At 46.8% G+C, this 22,080-nt stretch carries 18 protein-coding genes and 1 tRNA gene; 6 read left to right on the top strand and 13 right to left on the bottom strand.

What is annotated here, in order from left to right; genetic code table 11:
- A partial coding sequence (locus RWJ43_RS01125; protein ID WP_314006822.1) for a PBP1A family penicillin-binding protein occupies window positions 1-2,068 on the top strand: 2,068 nt, incomplete at its 5' end.
- A gap of 105 nt (window positions 2,069-2,173) precedes the next feature.
- Here RWJ43_RS01125 and RWJ43_RS01130 read toward each other — a convergent pair.
- Window positions 2,174-2,614, bottom strand: coding sequence for an arginine repressor (locus RWJ43_RS01130; RefSeq protein WP_084054933.1), 441 nt, complete (start codon window positions 2,612-2,614; stop codon window positions 2,174-2,176).
- A 222-nt stretch (window positions 2,615-2,836) separates the two neighbouring features.
- Between RWJ43_RS01130 and RWJ43_RS01135 the strand changes: the two genes are divergently transcribed.
- Window positions 2,837-3,886, top strand: a complete 1,050-nt coding sequence (locus tag RWJ43_RS01135) for a papain-like cysteine protease family protein (RefSeq protein WP_314006826.1) — start codon at window positions 2,837-2,839, stop codon at window positions 3,884-3,886.
- A 94-nt stretch (window positions 3,887-3,980) separates the two neighbouring features.
- Here RWJ43_RS01135 and RWJ43_RS01140 read toward each other — a convergent pair whose 3' ends face one another.
- Window positions 3,981-5,702 (bottom strand): phospho-sugar mutase, encoded by a 1,722-nt coding sequence (locus RWJ43_RS01140; RefSeq protein ID WP_314006827.1) that lies wholly within the window; start codon window positions 5,700-5,702, stop codon window positions 3,981-3,983.
- A gap of 334 nt (window positions 5,703-6,036) precedes the next feature.
- On the opposite strand from RWJ43_RS01140, the gene rlmKL reads away from it, so the two are divergent.
- Window positions 6,037-8,328: a bifunctional 23S rRNA (guanine(2069)-N(7))-methyltransferase RlmK/23S rRNA (guanine(2445)-N(2))-methyltransferase RlmL gene (rlmKL, locus tag RWJ43_RS01145; RefSeq protein ID WP_314006828.1), complete on the top strand. Its 2,292-nt coding sequence runs from the start codon at window positions 6,037-6,039 to the stop codon at window positions 8,326-8,328.
- Window positions 8,329-8,444: 116 nt separating this feature from the next.
- A complete protein-coding gene (locus RWJ43_RS01150) occupies window positions 8,445-10,727 on the top strand; it encodes a KUP/HAK/KT family potassium transporter (RefSeq protein WP_314006830.1) in 2,283 nt (760 codons plus the stop codon).
- A gap of 136 nt (window positions 10,728-10,863) precedes the next feature.
- Here the strand turns inward: RWJ43_RS01150 and RWJ43_RS01155 are convergent, their stop codons facing one another.
- The 5 genes from RWJ43_RS01155 to RWJ43_RS01175 all read right to left on the bottom strand — a co-directional run bounded on the left by RWJ43_RS01155 (window position 10,864) and on the right by RWJ43_RS01175 (window position 15,296).
- The gene (locus tag RWJ43_RS01155; RefSeq protein WP_314006831.1) at window positions 10,864-11,766 is read right to left on the bottom strand and encodes an HAD family hydrolase; all 903 of its coding nucleotides are present in this window, start codon (window positions 11,764-11,766) and stop codon (window positions 10,864-10,866) included.
- Window positions 11,767-11,778: 12 nt separating this feature from the next.
- Window positions 11,779-12,066 carry an ACT domain-containing protein gene (locus RWJ43_RS01160; RefSeq protein WP_314006833.1) on the bottom strand — a complete coding sequence of 96 codons (288 nt, stop codon included), beginning with the start codon at window positions 12,064-12,066 and terminating at the stop codon, window positions 11,779-11,781.
- Window positions 12,067-12,103: 37 nt separating this feature from the next.
- Window positions 12,104-12,604 (bottom strand): CarD family transcriptional regulator, encoded by a 501-nt coding sequence (locus RWJ43_RS01165; protein WP_314006835.1) that lies wholly within the window; start codon window positions 12,602-12,604, stop codon window positions 12,104-12,106.
- A gap of 121 nt (window positions 12,605-12,725) precedes the next feature.
- Window positions 12,726-13,457: a peptidylprolyl isomerase gene (locus RWJ43_RS01170; RefSeq protein WP_314006837.1), complete on the bottom strand. Its 732-nt coding sequence runs from the start codon at window positions 13,455-13,457 to the stop codon at window positions 12,726-12,728.
- A 15-nt stretch (window positions 13,458-13,472) separates the two neighbouring features.
- The gene (locus tag RWJ43_RS01175; protein WP_314006839.1) at window positions 13,473-15,296 is read right to left on the bottom strand and encodes a subtype A tannase; all 1,824 of its coding nucleotides are present in this window, start codon (window positions 15,294-15,296) and stop codon (window positions 13,473-13,475) included.
- 128 nt (window positions 15,297-15,424) lie between these two features.
- On the opposite strand from RWJ43_RS01175, the gene RWJ43_RS01180 reads away from it, so the two are divergent.
- The gene (locus tag RWJ43_RS01180; RefSeq protein WP_035434740.1) at window positions 15,425-15,694 is read left to right on the top strand and encodes a hypothetical protein; all 270 of its coding nucleotides are present in this window, start codon (window positions 15,425-15,427) and stop codon (window positions 15,692-15,694) included.
- Between the two features lie 61 nt (window positions 15,695-15,755).
- Window positions 15,756-15,831, top strand: a tRNA-Phe gene (locus tag RWJ43_RS01185).
- A gap of 157 nt (window positions 15,832-15,988) precedes the next feature.
- On the opposite strand, the gene RWJ43_RS01190 is transcribed toward RWJ43_RS01185, so the two are convergent.
- The 6 genes from RWJ43_RS01190 to RWJ43_RS01215 all read right to left on the bottom strand — a co-directional run bounded on the left by RWJ43_RS01190 (window position 15,989) and on the right by RWJ43_RS01215 (window position 21,995).
- A complete protein-coding gene (locus tag RWJ43_RS01190; protein ID WP_035427876.1) occupies window positions 15,989-16,216 on the bottom strand; it encodes a helix-turn-helix domain-containing protein in 228 nt (75 codons plus the stop codon).
- Window positions 16,217-16,357: 141 nt separating this feature from the next.
- Complete coding sequence (locus RWJ43_RS01195; RefSeq protein ID WP_314006840.1) at window positions 16,358-18,340, bottom strand: DUF2207 domain-containing protein; 1,983 nt, start codon at window positions 18,338-18,340, stop codon at window positions 16,358-16,360.
- 55 nt (window positions 18,341-18,395) lie between these two features.
- Window positions 18,396-18,689, bottom strand: a complete 294-nt coding sequence (locus RWJ43_RS01200; protein ID WP_353573414.1) for a YgiT-type zinc finger protein — start codon at window positions 18,687-18,689, stop codon at window positions 18,396-18,398.
- Between the two features lie 354 nt (window positions 18,690-19,043).
- The gene (locus RWJ43_RS01205) at window positions 19,044-19,463 is read right to left on the bottom strand and encodes a hypothetical protein (protein WP_051485254.1); all 420 of its coding nucleotides are present in this window, start codon (window positions 19,461-19,463) and stop codon (window positions 19,044-19,046) included.
- 35 nt (window positions 19,464-19,498) lie between these two features.
- Window positions 19,499-21,556 (bottom strand): hypothetical protein, encoded by a 2,058-nt coding sequence (locus RWJ43_RS01210; RefSeq protein WP_314006842.1) that lies wholly within the window; start codon window positions 21,554-21,556, stop codon window positions 19,499-19,501.
- Window positions 21,525-21,995, bottom strand: coding sequence for a pilus assembly protein (locus RWJ43_RS01215; RefSeq protein ID WP_314006844.1), 471 nt, complete (start codon window positions 21,993-21,995; stop codon window positions 21,525-21,527). The genes RWJ43_RS01210 and RWJ43_RS01215 overlap by 32 nt, the downstream gene beginning before the upstream one ends.
- Window positions 21,996-22,080 lie beyond the last annotated feature (85 nt).

Raw genomic sequence — 22,080 nt, forward strand, 5'->3', positions numbered from 1 at the left:
GGTTGCACTTGCTCTTTCTTTGGGTGCAGCTGTTTCTTCATGGCTCGAGGATCTGCCGGATTACAACTCTGCTGATGCCTATCTGGTAGCAGAGCCTACTCGCGTTTATGACTCTAAGGGCAACGACATTGCAGACTTCTATCTGCAGCAGCGTCGCTCTGTTACCTTGGATCAGATTTCTCCTTATGTTATTCAGGGCACCATTGATACTGAGGATAAGCGCTTCTATTCCCACAGCGGTATTGACCCCTGGGGTATTGTTCGTGCATCTGTTGGCTCGCTGTTTGGTGGCGGCGAAGGTGCTTCCACAATTACGCAGCAGCTTGTTCGTAATACCGTTCTTTCTAACGAGCAGTTTGAGCGCTCTTTGAAACGTAAGGTCCGCGAGGCTTACATCTCTATTCAGATGGAGAAGAAGTTTACTAAGGACCAGATTCTTAATATGTACCTCAACACCATTTACTACGGTAATGGTGCCTACGGTATTGAGGCTGCAAGTATTATCTACTTTAACAAGCATGCAAGTGATTTGACTCTTGCTGAGGCTGCAACGCTTGCTGGCCTTCCAAATGCTCCTTCTGCTTATGACCCAACTGTTAATCCAGAGGCAGCAAGAGAAAGGCGTAATACCGTTCTTGAGCGTATGCTTCGCGCGGGCGATATTACACAGGAGCAGTACGATGAAGCTGTTGCTGAGGACTTAGTACTTAACCCTGGTACTTTGACCGACAACATTGGCCAGTTCCCTTACTGGACTGACTACATTCGTAGCCTGCTTCAGGAAGACTTTGATAGCGATACTATTCTCCAGGGTGGATTGCGTGTTTATACTACACTTGATCCTGACCTCCAGAAAGATGCTGATGAGGCTGCTAGAAGGCGTATTGCTGAGCTTGGCAACCCTCGCCTGGGCGCTGCTTTGGTTTCCATTGATCCTCAAACTGGCTACATTAAAGCAATGGTTGGTGGACAGGATTACTCAAAGAGTCAGTACAACATTGCAACCAGTAGTAACCGTCAGATGGGCTCCAGTTTTAAGATGTATACGCTGGTAGCAGCCCTTTCTGAGGGTATGAACCCAGAGATTGTTCTTAACGGCAACTCCCCTATGCAAATTACGCCAACCTGGTTGGTTAAAAACGCTGGCAACTACAGCTACGGTGCAATTACCCTGCGTCAAGGTACGGTTTACTCGTCCAACACTGTTTACGCACAGGTTGCTGAAGCTATTGGTATCGATAAGATCCTTCAGACGTGCTATGCCATGGGTATTCGCACTCAGCTACAGCCATACCTGTCTACCACTCTTGGTTCTCAGGGCGTAACCCCTATTGAGCAGTGCACCGCATTTGCAACCCTTGCTGCAGGCGGTGTTCGTCGTGATGCTGTTGCAATTACGCGCATTGAAGACCGTAATGGCAACGTTATCTACGAGCACAAGGACAACCCAGTTCAGGCAATTAGTCCTGCTGTTGCTGCAGCTGCTACCGATGTTCTGAGCGGCGTTCTTACCTCTGGTACTGGTCGCTATGCCTACAACCTGAAGACCTTCAACCAACCAGTTGCAGGTAAGACGGGTACTTCCGATAACTCCGAGGACCTTTGGTTCTGCGCCTATACCCCACAGCTTGCAACAGTTGCTTGGTGTGGATATCCAGATAGTCGTGACCCTGTTATTATCGGCGGCGGAGAGTCCTCTACCTTTGTTACTGCACAGTATGTTTGGGCGTACTACATGAACGCAGCACTTTCTGGTGTTGCACGTGCTGAATTCCCTAAGACCACTGAAACTATTGCTTACAAGCCTAATAGCTACTGGAAATTTGTTGGTGGCTCCGCTAATGCTAAGCAAGATGAGAAAGATGACGACGAAGAGGAAGAGGAGACTACCGACGAGGAGGAAGAGGACGATACCACCACTACTCCTACCACTCCTACTACTCCAGCCACACCAGGTACCGGTACGGGCACTGGCACGGGTACCGGAACAGGTACTGGAACAGGTACTGGAACAGGTACTGGAACAGGTACTGGAACAGGTACTGGAACAGGAACAGGTACTCCATAAACCTCTGGTTTATCTACAACAAAAAGGAGTCTGCACTAAGCAGGCTCCTTTTTCTTTTTGAATGAGGTGTGCTTTTGACGGGTTTCTCGCCAAAAGATTTGTGTTTTATAGAACGCTCTCTACATTGCCAAGCTGCGTAATGATGCGCACCACGTCTGCAGCGTGCTCAGTTTTATCCACAATCATCAAAACGGTATCGTCACCGGCAACGGTGCCAACAACGTGGTCTAGCTCAACGTCGTCAAGGGCAAACGCAACGGCTGATGCAGTGCCTGGATGGCATCGAATCACAATAAGATTCTCTGCTGCCGTAGCCCCAACTACAAACTCAGAGAGCATTTTCTGCAAATGCATATCTTCAGAAAGCACATAGGCGCCCTCAGGAAGCTTTTGCAAATCCATTTCTGCAGTATCACGAGAAACGGTTGCTTGAGTACAGGCAAAGCCACGATTTTTGAGCATATCAACAAGATCGCGCTGTGTGCGAATGGACTCGCTGCGAACAAGCTCACGAATCACGTCCTGTCGAGCATTTCTATGCTTCACGACGCCTTCTTTCCTTATACGACTCGCTAACTTTGAAAACAAATGATAGTGAATAAAAGAATATACTTAATCAACCCTTATGCGCATGCCAAACCGCTAAACGGTGCAAATAACCCGCTCGTCGGTCGGAATATTGCATTCACCGTTTTCTAAAAGTATTTATACACTTCTCGCCGTATGATTCATCATGAGTGAAACTATTTTTACGGCTTGGAGGCCACCATGCCCCTGAATGATTCACCTGATAGAAGACAAGGCTCCTACGGAGATCCTGCAATGCGTCGCCGTCCTCCACAAAATGGCCGTCCTCCTCGTGATGGCGGTATTTCTGATAGGCAGGCAAGACGTCGCAAGAGAAATACCCTTGGTTCGCAGGCCATTCTCTTTAAGAGACAGTCTCTACTACATCGCATTGATTCTCGTACGAGAACCTATATTGTCATTGGGCTGGCGATTATCGCGGCGCTCTTACTGGTCTTTATTGTGTCGAGCTGCGTGCGTGGTTGCGCTAAAGAATCTACTCCAGAGGTAGAGGCCAACTCCGTTGATTCTCGTGTTGCTGTAGGAACTTCAGAGGAGTTGACTAAAGCCCTGGCAGCAAAGCTTGATCAGAACAAAAACCTTGCGTGGATTGCAGAACACGCTGATAAATACAGCGATAAAAGCCTCATTGAGCTAGCACTTGCCCACCCTGAGGCTATTGATTTTGTTGCAAACTACCCTGATTCTGACGGCAAAGCCAAAACCTACGACGATTCAATCACCAAAGGCACAGCTCCACAGCTCTATACCTGGGACTCCAGGTGGGGTGGCGTCTCATATGACGGCTCTGTAATTGCCACCAAGGGTTCTGGTCCAACTGCCCTTTCTATGGCATACATGGGACTTACCGGAAAGAACAACTGGACTCCAGCAGATATTGCGGGCGCTGTTGAAACCGCTAAAGCAACGGACACCGACTCTGGAATGAACAGATCATTTCTCGAGAAGAATTTAGCTAACCTTGGTCTTACCGCTGAGAGCTATAACATTTCTGCCGACAATATCACCACGCTTCTAGATGCTGAAACCTTCCTGCTTGTTGAGGTTAAGGGCAATAAGCTGAGCTCTGATGGCGATCACTGGATTTTGGTAACCAGCAAGAACGATGACGGCACCGTAAACGTTCACGACCCTCTGTCCCCTGAGGTAAGCGCACGTCCATGGGCGGCAGAAACTATTGCCAGCGCTGCAAATGCCCTGTACACCGTGACGGTAAAGGCTGCCGAGTAAAAAACCCAGCATCCACAAAAGGTGAATGCTGGGCTGGACGGGTTTCTCGCCAAAGGACTGTGCGGAGAAAGACGCTTTTAGAGGTAAAGACGGACTATGAAAGTACCTTCTGAGCGGCCTCGCTGAGCTCTGCAACGCGAGCCTCAGCCTCTTCGCGAGTAGCGCCATTGGCAAAGAGATAGGCCTTGACCTTTGGCTCGGTGCCCGATGGACGGAAGATGACCTTGTTGTCTCCCTCAAGCCTATACTCAATAACGTTGGATGCTGGCAGCGTCTGAGGAGCCTCTTTTTGCAGGCCCGAGACGCGAGGCATTTCTGCACACTCAGCATAGTCTGTTACGCCAACAACCTTGTAGTTGCCCACCGTTTCCAGTGGATTCTTACGCAGGCTGCTCATGATCTGAGCCATCTTAGCGGCGCCCTCAGCGCCTGGATAGGCAGCATTGACAACGCCATTGAGGTAGTAGCCATAGCGCTGGTACAGGGCATCCATTGCCTCGTAGAGGTCCATGTTACGAGCTGCGTACCAAGAAGCCATCTCAACGCAAAGCATGGTGGCGACAATAGCGTCCTTATCGCGAGCATGTGTACCAACAAGATAGCCGTAGGACTCCTCAAAGCCCATGAGGAAGCGATCTTCCTCGCCAGCATCCTTGAGCTGGTCAATTTGGTCGCCGATGTACTTGAAGCCCGTAAGGACGCGGCGCATCTCAAAGCCACGAGCACGCGCCAAGACGTCGGGCATAGCAGAGGATACGATGGTGGAAACGGCTACCTTATCCTGGGGTTTCTCGCCACGCTCTTCAGCCATGGTAAGAAGCCAATCCATAAGCAGGACGCCCATCTCGTTACCGGAAAGCAGCACGTAATCGCCGTTATGAGGGATTGCAGTACCCATACGGTCTGCGTCAGGGTCGGTTGCCACCAAAAGGTTTGGCTTGACCTTGTCGGCAAGCTTGAGGCCCAGCTCAAGTGCCTCACGGAACTCAGGATTTGGATAGGAGCATGTGGGGAAGTTTCCGTCTGGCTCTGCCTGCTCTGGAACAACGTCAACGTCATTGACGCCAATCTCCTTGAGGATGCGCGTGACACACTCCATACCTGTACCGTTGAGCGGCGTGTATACAACCTTGTAGCCGTCAGCAGCCTTAAATCCTGGAATAGAAACGCGTTTGATAGCCTCAATAAAGTTGTCCAGAACCTCTTCTGGAGTCCAAATGATCAGGCCCTTCTCCAGGCCCTCTTCAAAGTCCATAGGCTTGACGTCAAAAGGATTGACGCGTGCGATGTTTGCAGAAATCTCAGCCGCTGCCTCATCCGTAATCTGGCCGCCGTTATCGTTGTATACCTTGTAGCCGTTGTAGGGCGCAGGGTTGTGACTTGCGGTAAGTACGATACCTGCGGAAGTCTTGAGGTAGCGGACGGCAAACGAGAGCGTTGGGACAGGCTCAATACGTGGGTAGACATATACACGGATGCCATTAGCTGCCAAAACACCAGCTGCAACCTTCTGGAAGTCCTCACCCTTGAGGCGAGAATCCCTTGCAAGAGCCACGATAGGATTTTGATAGTGAGCATTGAGGTAATCCGCAAGACCCTGAGTTGCCTGAGCAACAACGTAGACGTTCATGCGGTTGGTGCCAACACCAATGGTGCCACGAAGACCAGCGGTACCAAAAGCAAGTGAGCGATAAAATGCATCATAGAGCTTATCCTCTGCTTCTGGTCTTGCAAGCTCTCCGAGCTCTTTTACCAGGTCTTCTTCGGTGACGTTTGCACGCCAGGACTCAAATGTTTCCATAACTTTTGCATCCATAAGGACTCCCAAACCTCAAACAGCTCTCTATTTCTTAGTAAAAGATACTATGCGTATTTTAAGCGAAAAATAACAGATGATTTGGGACATTATGTATGAACTTCCGCTCTTCGGTGAGTGGGCGGTAGTGCGGGCTGCAGACGCGCTGCTCGCAGCCACGCACGGCCGAGGGGTGCCTCCGGGAAACACGCACGGCCGAGCACCCACGGGTTCTTGTCCGGAAGCGACCCAAGGGTTCTTGATGTATTTTCTTTTCCCCAGCCATTTGGCGAGAAAAACATGGGAAAATGTTGCGCTAGTATGTATTCAATTCCTACGGGCGAAAGGTGTCCCGATGTCTCAAGAACTTGAGTTCTTTGCAACGTGTCCAAAAGGCTTTGAGAAGCTTCTTGCACAGGAGCTAGACGACCTGCGCATTAAAAAGGTGCGTCCCCTTGGCGGACAAGTTGCGTTTTACGGCTCACTTGCCGATGCTTACCGAGTCTGTCTATGGTCTCGCCTCACGTCTCGCGTCATTTTGGTGCTTGATCGCGTTGGCGCTGCAACTTCAGACGCTCTCTACGAAGACCTCTCCCACATTGCTTGGGAAGACCATATTGGTCCGCATGCCACCATTGCAGTCAGCGCTCACGGCACAAATGACCAGCTCAGAAACACCAACTTCATTGCTGTCAGAACAAAAGACGCCATTGTAGATAGGCTTGCAGCAAAGCGCGGAAGCCGTCCTATGGTCAACACGCTTGCGCCCGACGTAACTATTGTCGTGCGCGTATCACGCAACCGTGCCACGATTGGCATTGACCTTGCTGGTGAGGCGCTCTTTAAGCGCAGTCTGACTGGCGGTCGAGGGCCGGCACGTGAGTTTGCGCCGCTCAGGCTGGACTACGCTGCTGCCCTCCTGTACCTGCAGGCGCAAACTGCCGCGAGTGCATCGCTCTTCTCGCCAGACGCGCCGCTGCCGGCGCTGCTGTTCCCGGGAGCAGGCGCGCTTGCGCAGGAGGCAGCGGGCATGGCGCTGGACGTGGCGCCGGGCATCTTGCGCGCTCGCTGGGGCATGACGGGTTGGGCTGGCCACGACGACGATGCCTGGCAGGATTTGCTTGCCGAGGCCGATGAACGTGCCGAGAAGGGCCAAGAGCGCCAGATCACACTCTATGCAGCGGACCCTCGCCCAAAGGCCAAAGAGGCTGTGCTTTATACGCTTCGTGCAGGCGGTCTCAAGGCTGACGTGCAGTTCTTGGCAGCTTCTGAGCTGCTCAAACATGCAGAGCACTTCACCGGCGTTGTTGCCGACCTCTCATGGACCAAGGAAGAGCCTACACTTCAAGGCTCTGCTTACGCCACACTTGGACTTTTTGCTGGTCAGGCAAGTACGCTTCTTACCAGCGATACAAATACCGATACGGTACTTAGAGCAACACCTTCGCAGACACTTTCCGTCTACGTGGGCAACTCCATTGCCACTATGCGCTCCTACCCTGCTGCAAATGCAGAGGATTCCATTGATGGCGCAGATAAAACCGCTGATGCGCCTGCAAACAACTCCGAGTCCTCCTCAGTTCCTGCAGGTCCCACTGTTATGGTCAACAATCAACCGGTAAGCGTATTAGTTCCCGCGTCTGACCAATTTGCTGCCCGCCTCACAAAGGTATCTAAGTTGCGCGCTAAGTGGGCTCGTAAAAACGATGTCTCGTGCTACCGCGTATACGACGCTGACCTGCCCGATTACGCTGTCAGCATTGACATTTACAAGGGTGCCACAAAGCCAACTACTTGGCTGCAAATCTCCGAGTATGCAGCTTCTAAAGAGATTGACCCAGACCTTGCAAAACGTCGCCTTCTTGACGTCTTAGCCCTGGCTCCTCGCATTCTAGGTGTACCCAGTTCAAACGTAAATCTACGAACAAGAACGCGCGCAAAGGGTGGCTCTCAGTACTCTGACGAGGGCAGCGCTGCTGACAACTCCAGAAAAGAAATGCTGCTCATCGATGAGGGTGGCCTGCTCTTTGAGGTCAACTTTGCCTCCAGACTAGACTGCGGAATCTTCCTTGATCACCGCGATACACGTGCAGAAATTCGTGAGCTTATGAAGAGTGCCGGCGCAGCTAAGAGCTTCCTCAACCTCTTTGCCTATACAGGTACCGCTACCTGCTACGCAGCAGATGGTGGCGCGCTTCACTCCACAACCGTTGACCTCTCCAAACCTTCGCTTGAGTGGGCCAAGCGCAACATGAAGCGCAACGGTTTTGATGGTGAGGAGCACGAGTTTGTCCAGGCAGACGTCCTGTCTTGGATTACCGAGATGCGTCACACCAAAAACCGCTGGAACGTCATCTTCTGCGACGTCCCCACCTTCTCCAACTCATCGCGCATGAGGCAGAGCTCGTTTGATGTCCAGAGAGATCACGCTGAGCTTATCATTGGCATTTCTCGCCTTCTGACTCGCGGTGGCGTTGCCATTTTCTCGTGCAACCTACGTACCTTTAAGCCAGATGTCGAGAAAATCCAGCGAGCTGGCGTCGACATTGAAGACATAACAAGTGAAACTATTCCGGAGGACTTCTCAAGAAATCAGAAGATTCACCATGCATATAAAATCTCGAGAAAACCGCGGGAAAATGAGTAAATTTTTCCGCTTGCAGGCAAAATAAGTACGTTTGTACATTCGTCTAGTTATAACTAGGTATATGGACTAACATATGATGACGAACTGTACTAATCATCTGTTGAGAGGATTAATAGATGAATACAAGTAAAGCTGCATTTCATGCGCTTTTCTCTAAGAATAAAGCCAAGAAATCAACTGGCATTCCTTTAAGTGCCGGCATGGTACTTGTTACCCTTGGCATCGTCTACGGTGACATTGGCACTTCTCCAATGTACACCATGAAGGCAATTATTGCTGGTAACGGTGGTCTTCTTACCATGAGCACCGATGTTGTTTTGGGTGCTCTGTCCCTCATTATCTGGACGCTGACACTCATTACAACCGTTAAATACGTCATGGTTGCAATGAAGGCAGACAACCACAATGAGGGCGGAATCTTTGCGCTCTACAGTTTGGTTAAAAAGTGCGCCAAATGGCTGATTATTCCTGCCATGATTGGTGGCGCAGCTCTTCTTGCTGACGGTATTTTGACCCCAGCTGTTACAGTAACCACCGCTATTGAGGGTTTGCGTACTATTCCTGCAGCTCATGCTATCATTGGTGATAATCAGCACATTGTTGTCATGATTACCATTGCTATTCTTTGTACGCTTTTTGCCCTGCAGAAAGCGGGAACTTCTACCATTGGTAAGGCCTTTGGACCTGTCATGACCTTGTGGTTCTTGTTCCTAGGCGTTATGGGCGTTATGAACATGTTTGCTGACATCAGCGTTGTTCGTGCTCTTAACCCAGTCCGCGGCATTCTGTTCCTCTTTGATGGCAAGCTCAACGCAGCTGGCCTCATGGTTTTAGGAAGTGTCTTCCTTTGTACTACTGGTGCAGAGGCACTTTATTCTGACATGGGTCACGTTGGCAAGAGCAACATTTACGTAAGCTGGCCTTTTGTTAAGGTCTGCTTGATTCTGAACTATCTTGGACAGGGCGCATGGCTCATCGCCAACCACAATGACGCTGCGCTTAACACTATTAAGGACCTTAATCCGTTCTTTGAGATGCTTCCTGGTCAGATTAGACCATTTGCCGTTATTCTCTCTGCGCTGGCTGCAATTATTGCTTCCCAGGCACTGATTACCGGCTCTTACTCCATTGTCTCTGAGGCAATTAAGCTTGACCTTATGCCTCACATCAAGATTAACTATCCCTCCACAACCAAAGGTCAGATTTACATCCCACTTGTTAACAACATTATGTGGGTTGGCTGCATTGGCGTTGTTCTTCTTTTCCAGAGCTCTGAGCACATGGAGGCAGCATACGGTCTTGCAATTACCGTCACCATGCTCATGACCTCAATCTTGCTTTACACCTACCTGGCTGTTATCAGAAAGCGCCTATGGGCGGCCATTCCATTCATTCTTTTCTTTGGTGCTATCGAGGCTATGTTCTTCTTCTCAAGCCTTACCAAGTTCTTCCACGGCGGCTACTTTACCGTTCTTATGGCTACCGCAATCTTTGTTGTCATGTTTGTCTGGCGGCGCGGTACCGCTGTTGAGAGGACGCAGAGCGTTTATCTCCCCGTAGATAAATACATTGACCAGCTCCGTAGCTTGAGCCACGATGCAGATTATACAACCCTCGCTGATAACCTGGTCTTCTTGACCAATGACTCTTCATTTGACAAGCTGGATCGAGACATCCTCTATTCCATCTTGGATAAGCGTCCAAAGCGTGCTAAGGCCTACTACTTTATTAACATCTCGCTGACAGACGATCCAAATACCCGTGAGTTTATCGTCAATGACTTTGGTACAGACTTCCTGTTCAAGATTACCCTGCGTCTTGGCTTTAGGGTAAACCAGCGTATTAACACCTATCTGTATCAGATTGTTGGTGACCTGATTAAGAACAATCAGCTTGCTCCACAGAATCACAAGTATTCCATCTACAAGGAGCACTCCGAAATTGGTGACTTTAGATTCTGTCTGCTGCGTAAGGTACTAGCTCCAGAGACTGACATCAACGGTTTTGACGCTCGTTGCCTTGAGCTTAAATACTTTATTCGTCGCATCTGCGGATCTCCTGCTCGTTGGTATGGTCTTGAGAACTCCAACATTGTCTTTGAGTACGTTCCTTTGTTCTCCAAGGTCAAGCGTGAGCAGAAGCTTACCCGTATCATGCTTGACGATGCAGCTCAGACAGGCTCTATGCCACTTGTTGAGGCTCCTATGAAAGAGCGCATTGCAGAGATTGAGGAAGATGAAGATATCTTTGCAGAGGCACTGCACAAGGAGCGCGTTGAAAACGCAGCTACCGTTGCAGACTACGTTGGTGGCGATACCGCTAGCTTCCGTCCTCTTAAGCTTGATGAGGAAGCGGCCGATGAAGATGTCTTTGAAGAGCAGCAGGACAGTAATCACTAACCTAGCCGATTAGTAGTTTTACTTGTCACAACAAAAGCCGACAGATTGGATCTGCCGGCTTTTTCTTTAAACAATATGTCTCAAGCAAAACTTTAAAGCGAAAACTCTGAAACGTTACGTTTCCAGCGCCAAGTGCTTACTCCCCCAGTGCCCACGTAAGGAATCGCGAGAAACCCGCCTCATCGTTAGTGAGTGTGATATAGGTTGCTGCCTCAAAATCCTCACGACGAGCGTTGGCAACTGCCGTACCCATTCCCGCCGCAGAAAGCATGGCAACATCATTGAGCGAGTCACCAAAGGCTGCAGCGTTTTCTGTAGAGATACCAAGATAATTACAGAGCCACTCAAGCGCTGCACCCTTCGAAGTACCTTCAGCAAGGATTTCCATTCCCATGCTCATAGAAGCTGTACCGCTCAAACCATTTACCGAAGCAACAGCATCTGCCACAAGTGCATGGTACTTCTCGCTTTCCGCAACAGACCAATAGGAACCAAGACGCTCAATGGTAGTAACGCCTTCAATAAACTCCTCAACGCTTTGGTCAAAGGGAGTACGCGAGCGTTGCATAAAGGCCGCATGATCTGCGGGAATACCCAGCTGAGAGATAAGATTGTGCCTTGAGCGCTCCAGATAGACACCTCCGTCCGCAAAGATGTCAAAAGTCACAGGATAGTCCTTAAGCTTTTGATACAACTCAAGTGCCTGCTCTTTTGTCACTGTGGACTCGTGAAGCACGGTCTGAGTTGAAAGATCTCTGATAACGGCACCGTCACAAGAAACCACATACTTAGAAGCAGGATGGTTCACAACTTCTTTTGGCAGCACGTTAAACGCGCGTCCGGAACAAGGTACAAAAGGAATACCTAGCTTAGACAGGCGATCCAACATTGCCATGTTGTTATCATCAAGAGATTTATCGGTATGGAGAAATGTCTCATCCATATCGGAAAAGACAATATCTACTTTCAGATTTGATACATCTTGTGTGAGCCAAGACTGCTTTTGTGTAATGAGTTCTTCAGTTGAAAGCTCTGACAAAACACTACCTCTTTATGGACGATACATAAACGTGAAGACCTCTTCACGCTGCATATTTACTTGTACACCAAGCTTTTCTGAGACGGTATCAAGACGCTCTTTGAGGCTCAAGAAAGACTCGGCATCCTGAAGTTCAACCAGCATGGTCATGGTAAAAATACCAGATAGAATAGTCTGTGCAATATCTAAGATATTTGCATTTGATTCAGCCAAAGTGGTAGAAATTGCTGCAACAATTCCTGGAGCATCGCTGCCCAAAACAGTAACAACAGCACGATTTGCAGATGTTTCTGAAGCCATAATTTCCCATCTCTTGAACGGATGGTTTAATTGTACGCTATGCTTTTCCAATTTCTACGCCATAGCGTGAACTAAATACTCTCTGAATCTCATCAACGGTGCAATTAAGTGCCGTAATAAGCTCGTAAAGACCGCGATTACTGGCCATCTTAAAGATTCTCTCATGAGAAACAGGTGGTTTCTTGTTGAGCGAACGCGCCTTATCAATACGAGCTCTAAATGTTTTAGCAATGCTAAAGGAGTCTTTACAAGAACCTTCTCTAATCGCGTGTCTAAAATGAGATTCCTCAAGCGACGCATTATGAATATGGAACGTAATAAGCTCAATTTGAGGATAGGTATCAACAAGATTCATGGCCTCGTCGTGCGTCATAAGATTACGAAGCCTGAACTCTTGATTAAGAGGAAATACAATCTGAACAGGGTGTTTTTGCCCAATAGGAGACAAAACGTAGGCCGGAATAGGCTCCGAAACTACATTTTCAACAAGACATACGCCCTGACCTGGGTGAACGCAAAACTCGCCAACAGCTCGCATAACACCACTCCTCTCGGATAACAATAGTATATCATGAGAGGTCTGTTATACGCTAATGACCTGCAACTTTACAACTTGTCGCAGGTCATTCAATAACATAACAATATTTTATATAAGGAATCTAATCAATCATTGTGATGGACTCAATGACTGGCTGCTCTGAAGCAGGGATAGTTCCATTTGAATCGGTTGGGGTTACGCCTTTACAAATTGCATCGACAACGTCCATTCCACTTGTTACCGTGCCAAATGCTGCATAGTTTCCATTCAGAGTTGAGTTGTCTGCCTGCATGATAAAGAACTGTGAGCTTGCAGAGTTTGGATCTTGGGCGCGTGCCATGGAAATAGTTCCACGTGTATGCGAGATGTTATTCTCGACACCGTTTTTTGTAAACTCGCCCTTGATTTTATTCTCGGATCCACCCGAGCCATTGCCCTTAGGATCTCCACCTTGAATCATGAAGCCGTCAATAATGCGATGGAACGTAAGGCCATTATAGAAGCCTGACTCGGCAAGATGAGCAAAATTAGAAACCGTAATAGGCGCAACGTTTGCGTTAAGAGTTGCCTCGATAGTGCCGTAATCCTTCACCACAATACGAACATGGTGAATGCCCTTTGCATACGGGTCATCCGCTGCTACAGAATCAATGTAGCCCTTGTTTTGTGAGCTCTGAGACTGCGTCTGTTGCGTCTGTTGCGTCTGTTGCGTCTGTTGCGTCTGTTGGGATTGCGAGTTTGATTGAGACTGAGACTTATCAGCACCCCTCATAAGAGAGAAGAATATTGCTCCTACCGCAAGCACAACAATAACAACAACACCATACAGTCGGCGATTCTTTGTTTGAAACACGCTATGTCCTCCCCTTTAAACGGATGCGCTCGAGACAATCCAAGACACCAGATTGGCAGTTGCATTGCCTGTTCTCTCGGCAAGAACGTGGCCCTTATCCCAAACAAGCGTGTAATCAACACTGCTCACGCCCGAGAAATGCTTTAGAGACAGGCCCAAATTGAACGAGGTGCAAATTGAAGTATCAGTATTCTGAGCGCCCTCATTAATACGCCAATAAGGAGCAACCGATGCTGTCTGATAGCCTTTGTAAGATGCGCTGGTAAAGTACAGTGGATTGAACATATCAACACGAGTTGGAATGTCATTCTCCAGCGTATCAGCCTTATTTAGATCAGAGGTCCAATCATTAGCATAGCTAGACTTCCAATCGGCAAGCTTCATGTACGTATCAAGGTTCTTTTTAATAAGGTCAGCAGTCTGCTCATCAAAATGCAGCGTACTTTGCTCTCCAACACCAAAAAGCTGATTAGCGCGGGTGCTTCTATCAGGAGCATCAAAAGCTCCAACTGGAAGCGACGCGCCTCTTAAGGCTCGCGAGAAACCCCTCAAGTTCTCAAGCTCAACGCTCTGACGACGAAGGTTATATACAACCCAAATAGATTCTGAGTTCAGAGAGCCAAAATAGTGCTCAGCAGTATCGTAGATAGTAGATTGAACCTGCTGAGTAGCAGGAGCTGCATTATCTGTACCACGAACCGTCGCGAGATTTGGATCACCTGGGAACGTAGGCTCTTCCAGTCGCTGAGGCGTAGAGGTATAAGGGAATGCATTGTCCTTAACAAAGTTGTTCGCAGAAGTCTTAAGCTCGTTGATAAGAAGGTCTGCATATGATCCAGCGGTATAGACGCCAGAGTTAGTCTCATCAAGACTGACCTTACTGTCATTGCTGTCGAGAAGATCCATGTTGTTGACAAATGAAGCATATGCGCCAGCAAGATCTTGTAAGAGAGGCTGGGTCCATACACCCTCAGCACGAGAATCTGTTGCATCTGCATACTGACCAGCTGACCACTCATACGCTGCGTCTGCAAGGTCGTATGAAGTTGCAGGACACCATGAAGCGCTGCCGTAAATAGAGTCTGAAAGCTGCTCGCCCTTCTCGCTATGTGTAGCAGCGCCAACAGCCTTAAGATATGGCGTATAGAGCGGAGAGTCTCCCGAGGTTCCAAGCACCGCACTGAGGCCGCCGCCAGCTGCAAAGCCAAACACAAAAATCTTTGAAGTGTTACAAGGAAGAAGCTCGTTGTTGTAGCGCAAATACCTGATAGCAGCCTTGAAATCTACTGCTGGCCAAGGAGAGCCGCCTGCGTAAAGCTCGTCCGAGCCTGTAGTTGAATCGTAACCGGCACTTCTACCGCGGAAACCTGCGTATACGTACACAAAACCAGCCTCAAGGTACGGTGCGAGGCCTTCGTATGCGTAGCTTGTAGGAGCGCTCTGAGGGAACAGCGTTGCTGTGTTAATAGGCATGACGATTGGTGCGGTACTTGCGGTGAAACTGCCCACAACGGCCTTCTCGCTTACTTCGCACTCGTACGTTGAGCCCTTCTTAGTTCCCGAGAAATACTTTCCAGGTACAAAGACCGAGAGAGTGTTTACCGACTTACTTGCAGGCTTAGTGCAGTACTGAATGCCCAGCTGATAGTAACAGTCATTATCCTCGTCATAGCTCCACTGGGTCATGTCCAGTTTAAGTGACTTGAACTCTTCAAGGTCCACGTTAGATGCAGGCTGATTCGTATCCTCAGACGTCCTTGCCTGAGGAGTACATGCAGCCAAAGTACCTGCAGCTCCTAAAGCAGAAAGGGACAAGAATTCTTTTCTCGTAAAGGCCATAATTTCCCCTCGAATAGTTTATTCAGTGGAGGCAGCAACGACCGCTGACCTATTTCAAGCTAGTCATCTATTGTACCAATTTGCAAACGTGTATGCTTAAGAGCAAGCGTTTAGAGAAACGAGTTAGCATGCCAAAAGTTGTCAATTTCTTTGACCTCATTCATCTCAATGAAAGGCTTGCTCAGCAGGGCCTTTTGAGCAAAATCCACCTGCGTGACACATGTGGTAAGCAAACCCTCTGGATAGAACTCCCCTCTGGCGAGAAAACCGATGAGCGCGAGAAAATCGACGGTCAAGAGCTCGAGAAAACAAAGGAGCAAATTGAAGCGTTTTTTGCAATAAAGGGCATGACCGTTGAATTTGACCTCACTGGCGGAAAAAATTTCTGGATTGTATAAATTGCCCGCTTGACGAAGCGCTTGAGTCTGTTATAGTAAATAAGCTTTTCGAAGCACCAATGGCTGGGTAGCTCAGTTGGTAGAGCAGGGGACTGAAAATCCCCGTGTCAGGGGTTCGATTCCCTTCCCCGCCACCACGACTTGAATCGGCTCAGAGAGAAATCTCTGAGCCGTTTTCTTTTATCTTTTGATGTAGACGTGGCAAGTAGTAAACAGTAAAGGACGCACCTCTTTTAAGAAGCACGTCCTACATAAAGTTTCTTATATTAAAAAGTAATCTAAAGCTATCTAAAGCTATCGATACGTACGCAACGCTTCGATAAGTTCGGAAGCTTCTATACCTAAGGCTTCGGCAAAAGAAAAAACTTCTCCGAGCTTAACGCCACGCTCGCCTGATTCAACCTTTGATATAAATGCTTGATCTCCAGCAAGATGCTCAGCAACCGCCTCTTGGGTAAGACGTTGCTTCTTTCGCAAATCGCGAAGGCACTGGCCCACTAATCTGTTAGATATCTGCTCCATAAGTGCAGCGTAAAACTATCAACTCAAATATGCCAAAATCGCATATTTTCTAAAAAAAGAAATTCTCCCCGATTAGTTCACGGGGAGAATTAAGACCTTTAAACGTTGCTTCTTGCAGTGTTTATTGAAGCGTTTATGGCGTTAGAAACCGCCACCGCCACCGCCACCGCCGAAGCCGCCTCCTCCTCCGCCGGAGAAGCCGCCACCAAAACCACCGCCGGAGCTTGAGTTAGAAGAAGCAAGTGCCGCTGTTGAGACGGAATGAGCAGCTGTAACGCTCTTAGTTACGCTCTCAATTGCATTGGTTCGCATGCCATTTCCATAGTAATACCAGCTATAAACAGGCATAAACTGAGGATCTTTGAGCATCTCTGGCATTGCAACTTTCAGCTGCTCGATAACCTTATCCGCAACACCAAGCGCAACTGCCATAACCAGAAGCCTATTCCAGAGAATGACATCGGTTGGAATTGCTTCGTGCAGGTTAGTGAACTCAGTAAGCCACTTTCTTAGCGCACGAGTCTTAGCGAGCGTCTCAACACCTTCTCTGTTCATTAAATCGAAAGAGCCAATGTTTACAAGTGCAACCAGGCCGGCAATGACAAGAATAAACAGATGTAGTAATAGATTGGCAAATGAAACATCTGCCATAACACCCATGAAAAATGCAGCAGCGGCAACAAGAACATCGACAGCAATCAGAGCACCAAGAATTCCCTTACCGTGGAATGGAATCTTATTTGTTCCATACTTAGCAGCATAGCTAAGCTTGATGGGGCTCTCCCAAGACTCATATGCCTTATTAAAATCTTCTGGATGTGATGAAGCATACTTACCAATTTGTTTCATGGTAACAGTAGTATTTACCGCTCCAGATTCTCCAGCCTTATCAAAGATTAGCTTCATTGCCATGATATCAATCTTATTTGACTGTGAACTGCCAGGGTAGAAAGGCTGCTGGCTTTCTGAAAGGTCTTGAACCTTTGTAAGACAATAATCAGACTTCTCCATACCAAGGAAGTTTGTACTAACCGTCTTATTCAAGCTAATGTACTTTGAATCAGAAAGGTGCATAAGGGTTGCTGTCAGAGCGTCTCCCTTAATTAACTCACCGTTGTAAAGCATGGAAAGGACTGCTGGGTGATCATTAGATGGGACATCTCTGTAGTAAAGGTCATTAAACTGAGGGGTCATAACCTTTTTGTATTTAATACGCAGCAAGATTGCTGCTACAACGGTGATAGCTGCAAGTACTAATGGTGCATAAAGAATAAGAGCTACCTGAGTTTTTGCAACATCACGCTTGTGATTTGCCTCGTCAGCCCACGCTTGTTCCTCAGACAGAATGCTGCTCAGTTTATTCTGCTGAATGGGAGTTAGCCCAGAAACCCAATCGGTTGGGAACGTAATACGAGCTTCCGCAAACTCATCAGTTCCCACGCCAGGGACTTTGTAGACGACCGCATTATTGGTAATTTCTACATTCGCGTCTAGTGGACCATGTCCCCAAGCACGAACTGTATCTCCAGCCACAATTGACTGTCCTGAAGGAACAGGAAGATGAATAGTAGCCGTTACATTGCGAGACTCTGAATCCCAGCCATCAGATACAAATTTCCAGTACAACTCTGCAGTATCAGACCAGTTTGTTACAACATTAGTAATGTCATACTCGATAGTTATATGTGCATACTCATCATCATGTGCTGAATAAATCTTCAAGTTCAACATATTGCCTGATAGAGTGGGAACATAATACTCGTCTGAGCTGGCACTATTTCCATTTGAGTCTTTGCTGTAAAGCTGACGCGTTCCCTGCTTATCCTGAACGGTAACTGAAGTAATGTTTACTTCAACGTTCTGCCCATTATATTTATTCTTTCCAACTGGAAGATTCCAATAGACACCGTGAAAGCTTCCTCTGAAATAGAATGTACGAGTTTCTACAACATGCAACGTTCCGTCCTTTTGAACCGTCGCATCAATATTTACCGTATCTATTGAAAGGTCACGTGCAAATGCTTTTGCCGGTGCAATTAGAAACGCAACAGCCAAAAGCATTACGCAAAGCGCAATCCTTACAAACTGGCTCTTTTTAGAAGAGCGAAGCGAAACTTTATACATGAAAACTCCTTTATGTTACTTTCGCAACTCTTCCTAAAAGGATACCACGTACTAATTAATCTGCTGGTGAATATGAGTTATCCAGTTCAAACAAAGCAGGTGGCAGTCCTTTATCCCACTCCTCTCCTACTTCCTCAGAAAGCAAATACTCATCAGTTTCTATAAGAGGAAGGTTAGCAATTCTTTTATTTCTTGATGTTTCGAGATTGCATACAAGCGAGCTTGGGCCACTGAAGTCTAGAAGGCACCCGTAACAAATTCTCATGTCCTGAAATAACTTTTCTCCGCATCTGGGGCAAATTTTGACGGAGTAGTTTTCTATAGCCATAGCGACTCCTTCTTTCAACATTGCTTTCCTCGGTACTTATTTCTTGAATGAGCACTTTCTGTCCCACTTCAAACCATGGGAAATCATCAACTGATGGTCTTTCAAATGTGCAATAGGCGCCTGCGCAGCTATGAATTTGTTTAGGCTGTACTCGTCTCCGAATTTTTAGAATTTCTCCATGATCATCTGCAAATGCAATATCAATCGGATATGTCATTCCAAAAGTATGAACTGAAGAACACCTCAGAAGTAATACTGGAGGAGCTGTTATCTCGGTACCCAAAAGCCCAACGAACTTTTCGAAGCTCCCTTGTAACAATTCAAAAATCTGTTCAGAATTAGGGGCTTCTTCTATAGACACTTGTACGTTCATTTTCAAATCACAACTCCCGACTTATAAGGACTAACAACAATTGAGGTTGTATGAGTAAGACATAGAGGAGACTCTAGTGACACTAAAGGGAGACGCAGGGTATGTGGCCAAGGCTTGTACTTAAGAGTTACTTGGTATTTAGGAAAAATAGAGACCATGTTCCCAATCCCCTCGCTTTCTCCCTCCAATGAGACAACAATGTCGCAATTGTCATCGCAATTAAGAGCAGCTTTTATTTTCTGAGTTAAGTTTTCTAGTGCTCCTCCATCTGTGGAATGACTAGAAGAAATTCCATGAGCAATAATTTGATCCGCCGCAACACGGTCAAACTTTGAGCACATATCTGCAAACTTAAATAAATTGATTGCAATTAGAGCAACCACTAATACAACCGGAAGAACCAATGCAGTCTCAACAAACATTTGCCCTTTTTGGCAACAAAGAAATTTCATTTTTCTCATATGCCACCAAAAACTTTCTTAACATCAATTTCTAAAGGAATCTCAATATCAATGACAGGAATGGTCAGCTTTGCAATTGTGATTTTGTCAGGCAAATACTGGAGAGAAAACGCACCAAGTGAACGAGCTAAAGCAATTGGATCTGATGTATTAGGTATTTTCTGAACTAGTTCACGAATCGTTGATTCTTTCTCAAAGCCAGCTTGTTTCAAAACACTTTCTGTATTAACAAGAACAGGCTTCATTTGTCTTAAATCACTTGGCTCTAATCCAGCGTCAATAACTATTTGTTTCAAAGCACTCTGTAATTTGGAGCCGACACTTCCACCTGTTATTCCGTCAACGTTATCAAGAAATTCCGACAGCTTAGAAGACCAAGAAGTTACACCATCCCCATATGAGATTAAAAGAGATCCCCACAAGCTCATTACCTTATCTATGGTCTGTCCAATAAACCCTCCCCTCCTTTCAACCTGATCAAAAAAGCTTGAAAGAACGTTGTTTGTAGAAGAGCTGTCTGGAGCAAGCGTTGCTCCGGATATTGCATATCCTTCTGGGAGAAAAACTGACTGCTCAAGTGTTCCTAAACTTCCTTGAAATTCTGGAGATGAACCTCCTCTTCTCACAAATGAAATACATCCCCAAGCTCCTGGAGGACATAATCTGGGCCTAGCAACCTTTAGGGCATCAAGTGCTTTTTGAAATATTCCAGTTGATTTATCTGCAGCTTCAGACAACTTTTTTCGCAAATCTTTTATTTGCTGACGTGATGATTCATAAACTTCAGACTCTTCGACTACGATTTTCCAGTAATACTCAAACCCGTTATCAATATTTGTCGAAGCAGAAGCCACTCTTCCCACATCGCTGCTCGTAAAATGACAATGTTGACACTCATGAACCGCTCCAGAATCTAAATCTTGTAGCGATGCAAATCCCGCGTTTTCTCCTGTTGCTCCTGGACAAGACCTATGAGCATGAATGGTTTTCTCGCCATTTTCATAGGTGCAAGGCCAAATAGGCTTTAGATACAGGTCTGTTTTCTTTGTCTCTTCTAAATTATGTGGTAATCGAGGCAAATTCATTTCAACCTCACCATCAGCTGTTTCTTTATAAAATCCTTTAGAAAGTTCCGTAAACGCAAAGTTGTAAAACGCTTTTCGTATAGCAGAATCACGTAATTCTTCTGCAGTGCTTCCATTGACAATTTCTTGATCATATCGAGCTCTGTAATATGCTCTAGCTCGCTTTAAAGCGATACCGAACGTCCAAGAAGTTGGCGACGGGATAGATGGATTTATATCCCCAGAAAGACCAGCGAGATGCTCTGCTCTTTCACGCATAGAATACGGACCTCCACCGCAGTCTGCCTCCCACGCCCTCTTTTTAGATGTCTCTGCTTTACTTTGTAACTCTTCAATTTCTTTTGCTATCTGCTGTAATAGCTCGCTCTGTTCTTTTAATTCATCTGACGAAACGTCGCTATTTAAATGTCCAAAATCAGATTGTGACTGAGCGGGAAATAAAAGAGCTGATCCCACGAAGTTACCCGCATCAGTAGAGTTCTTTTGTATACAAGAGCTCGCCGCCATTGCTGCAAAAACTGGAAGCATTTTTTCAATTTCCTCTAAGCCTTCACAAGCTGAAGTAGCAAATTTTTTACGCGCTTCAAGTGTCTTAAAACCTGCATCACACAATTTAGAACCCGCTGAAGCTAAACCTGGAACACATGAAGCAACCAATCCGGCTCCAACACATAACAATCCTGATAACCCAAGACTCAAAATGCTTGCATCAATTACCTGCGCAATAGTTGTGTATTTAGCTACGACATTTTCTCCTGCCATAGAAGCCGCATCTGCTATTGACTGAGTTTTGTATGCTCTCGATGAAACCCAAGCGACCGATACCAGTGCGAATACAAGCGCTAGACATACTAAAAGCGCACTTGCAAAAGCGATTGACGTAATACCGCCTTTATCGTCTATAAACATGGAAAGTCCAAGCTTTATTTTCTTATGTTTATCCTTTCCAAAAGGCAATCCAATCCGCATAAGAACCCTCAATCCAATCTGGATACGTACTAGCAGATAAACTTGAATGCAAGACAATCCCTTGGTTATCCGTCTGACCTGCAAGGAATAAACACCAGCCTATTGGCGGCATCGCTGCCACATGACCCGTAATTTCAATCAAGACATCGTTTTCTTTTTTATCAATAGAGATATTCCAGTCCTCATCTCCACCCTTATGAAATAGAGGTATCTCTGGTATAGCCTTAAGTCTGCGTTTGATATAGGACTCTATTAACTCAGTGTCAGAAGACGTTGTTGCTACTCTTAATCCTTCTGCACAGGCTCCATCCATAGCTGTCTTTGTATAGAGAATGCAAACAGGTTCTACAAGCAATGCAATAATCATCAGAATAACGGGAAATAAAAGTGCTGCTTCTACTGACGCTTGACCAGCATTCTGTTTAAAACGAGAGAACATCTTTGGCTAAATCTAAAAGAGAGTCATGCATAGTATGTGAAGCAGCTTGAGTAGCCAGTTGAACAACTGCTCCATTTTGCACAAA

The sequence above is a fragment of the Lancefieldella parvula genome (assembly GCF_963530955.1).
Lineage (GTDB): Bacteria > Actinomycetota > Coriobacteriia > Coriobacteriales > Atopobiaceae > Lancefieldella > Lancefieldella parvula_A.

What these genes read in the sequence shown, in the direction of transcription:
- RWJ43_RS01160 (WP_314006833.1), bottom strand. Translation starts at nt 12,066, where the DNA reads ATGGCTTCAGAAACATCTGCAAATCGTGCTGTTGTTACTGTTTTGGGC.
- RWJ43_RS01210 (WP_314006842.1), bottom strand. Translation starts at nt 21,556, where the DNA reads ATGCGGATTGGATTGCCTTTTGGAAAGGATAAACATAAGAAAATAAAG.
- RWJ43_RS01190 (WP_035427876.1), bottom strand. Translation starts at nt 16,216, where the DNA reads ATGGAGCAGATATCTAACAGATTAGTGGGCCAGTGCCTTCGCGATTTG.
- RWJ43_RS01195 (WP_314006840.1), bottom strand. Translation starts at nt 18,340, where the DNA reads ATGTATAAAGTTTCGCTTCGCTCTTCTAAAAAGAGCCAGTTTGTAAGG.
- RWJ43_RS01135 (WP_314006826.1), top strand. Translation starts at nt 2,837, where the DNA reads ATGCCCCTGAATGATTCACCTGATAGAAGACAAGGCTCCTACGGAGAT.
- RWJ43_RS01200 (WP_353573414.1), bottom strand. Translation starts at nt 18,689, where the DNA reads ATGTTGAAAGAAGGAGTCGCTATGGCTATAGAAAACTACTCCGTCAAA.
- RWJ43_RS01150 (WP_314006830.1), top strand. Translation starts at nt 8,445, where the DNA reads ATGAATACAAGTAAAGCTGCATTTCATGCGCTTTTCTCTAAGAATAAA.
- RWJ43_RS01205 (WP_051485254.1), bottom strand. Translation starts at nt 19,463, where the DNA reads ATGTTTGTTGAGACTGCATTGGTTCTTCCGGTTGTATTAGTGGTTGCT.
- rlmKL (WP_314006828.1), top strand. Translation starts at nt 6,037, where the DNA reads ATGTCTCAAGAACTTGAGTTCTTTGCAACGTGTCCAAAAGGCTTTGAG.
- RWJ43_RS01180 (WP_035434740.1), top strand. Translation starts at nt 15,425, where the DNA reads ATGCCAAAAGTTGTCAATTTCTTTGACCTCATTCATCTCAATGAAAGG.
- RWJ43_RS01175 (WP_314006839.1), bottom strand. Translation starts at nt 15,296, where the DNA reads ATGGCCTTTACGAGAAAAGAATTCTTGTCCCTTTCTGCTTTAGGAGCT.
- RWJ43_RS01215 (WP_314006844.1), bottom strand. Translation starts at nt 21,995, where the DNA reads ATGTTCTCTCGTTTTAAACAGAATGCTGGTCAAGCGTCAGTAGAAGCA.
- RWJ43_RS01165 (WP_314006835.1), bottom strand. Translation starts at nt 12,604, where the DNA reads ATGCGAGCTGTTGGCGAGTTTTGCGTTCACCCAGGTCAGGGCGTATGT.
- RWJ43_RS01140 (WP_314006827.1), bottom strand. Translation starts at nt 5,702, where the DNA reads ATGGATGCAAAAGTTATGGAAACATTTGAGTCCTGGCGTGCAAACGTC.